The organism is Rhodanobacter spathiphylli B39 (genome assembly GCF_000264295.1).
Classification (GTDB): Bacteria; Pseudomonadota; Gammaproteobacteria; order Xanthomonadales; family Rhodanobacteraceae; genus Rhodanobacter; species Rhodanobacter spathiphylli.
The window spans coordinates 1-1,563 of sequence record NZ_AJXT01000020.1 but is presented as its reverse complement, the minus strand read 5'-3'; the positions used below and the strand labels follow the sequence as shown (position 1 = coordinate 1,563).

The 1,563-nt window shown below is 67.4% G+C and carries 2 protein-coding genes; both read right to left on the bottom strand.

The features are described from left to right. Nucleotides 1–153: 153 nt before the first annotated feature. Nucleotides 154–738: an SCO family protein gene (locus UU7_RS08925; protein WP_040673160.1), complete on the bottom strand. Its 585-nt coding sequence runs from the start codon at nucleotides 736–738 to the stop codon at nucleotides 154–156. A 9-nt stretch (nucleotides 739–747) separates the two neighbouring features. Then, entirely contained in the window at nucleotides 748–1,509 is a 762-nt protein-coding gene (locus UU7_RS08920) for a formylglycine-generating enzyme family protein (protein ID WP_007807491.1), read from the bottom strand. Nucleotides 1,510–1,563 lie beyond the last annotated feature (54 nt).

Here is a 1,563-nt window from a genome sequence, read left to right as displayed (position 1 = left end):
CGTCCGGTACATGCCCGGACGTGCTCACGTGAATCAGTCACTTGCGGGACCGAGCCACGTCCGGCCATCGGGCAACTGCTCCTGCGTTGCCTCAATTCGGGCATCCATGCCCTCGCCATGGCCGGGCTTCGAGGTTGGAAAAATCACAACCTCTCAGCCCTGCGGCGTGGCCGCCACCAGCTTGCGGATCGCCTCGACGAAGGCCGGGTCAAGCTTGCCGATGCGGGTGGTGCGCGCGGCGATGCGGCCGTCGCTGTCCAGCAGGATCAGTTCGCTGCTGTGGTTGAATTCCTTGTCCGGCAGCTGCCGGTACTGCAGGCCCAGCACGCCGGACAGCTGGCGCACCTGTGCCGGCTCGGCCCGCGCCAGGGTCCAGATGCGCGAATCCAGCTTGCGCTTGTCGGCGTAGTTGCGCAGCGTGGCCACGTCGTCACGCGCGGGGTCGAAGCTCACCGCCAGCAGGTCGATCCGGGCACGGGTGGCCGGGTCCAGTGCATTGCGGGTCAGCCGCATGCTGTCGATGATCATCGGGCAGACCATCTGGCACGAGGTGTAGAACATGGTGACCAGTTGCGGCCGGCCGCGTCGCTCGGCCAGATTCTGTCGATGGCCGTCCTGATCGGTCAGCTGCACCGACAGGTTGTAGACCGAATCGCCGGGCAGCGGCGCGGCGGCATCGGTGGCGTTCGCGGCGCCGATCAGCAGCCACATCGCAAGCAGGGACAACAGACGTTTCATGTGCATGCCTCATTCGGACTTCGCGCAGCGGAAGCCCATGTTGTTGGTGGTGTTGGCGGCCTTGAGCGCGGACAGCATCGCAATGCGCATCAGCACCGCGTAGTTTTCCTTTTCCTGCAGGCTGATCGCGCCCGCGCCGCAGAACTTCAGCAGGTCCGGATCGCCCTGGTCGCGGCTGTCGCTGGCAACCATCAAGGCGTTGAAGTCGTCCACCCACTCCCACACCAGCCCGTTGATGTCCCGCACGCCATAGACGTTGGCGATCCCGCCCACGTCGGGCAGGGCCGAGTTGGACGGCCGCGCATACCAGCCCAGGATGCTTTCGCGCCAGGCCGGATCGGCGCGGGCATCGCGGCGGGTGGCGTCGGCCGCCGCCGCGTATTCCCATTCGTACCAGCTGGGCAGGCGCGCGTTCTCGCTCTCGCAATAGGCTTGCGCCGCAAACCAGCTGACCCGGGTCACCGGCTGGCGCGGCAGCGCCGTGTCACCCAATGCATCGGCGCTGCCCCACTGGGTGAGGTAGCGGGCATCGGCGAGGATGCTCGCCACCTTGTCACGTCGCCACTCGGGGTGTTTCTTCACGAAGGCCAGGAACTCGCCGTTGGTGACCAGTTCGGTGCGCAGGCGAAACGGTGCCACCTGCGCCGGCGCCGCCTTGCCATCGGCCGGCAATACGCTGGTGAAGGTACCGCCAGGCAGGGCGACGTAGTCCGCCGCCGCTGCCGGCAGTGCCAGCATCAGGCCCAGGACGAACAGCAGGCCTGCGCGCATCTCAGTGCTCCGGAGCCGCCGTTGCGGGAGCCGCGGCACGTGCCTTGGCCACCT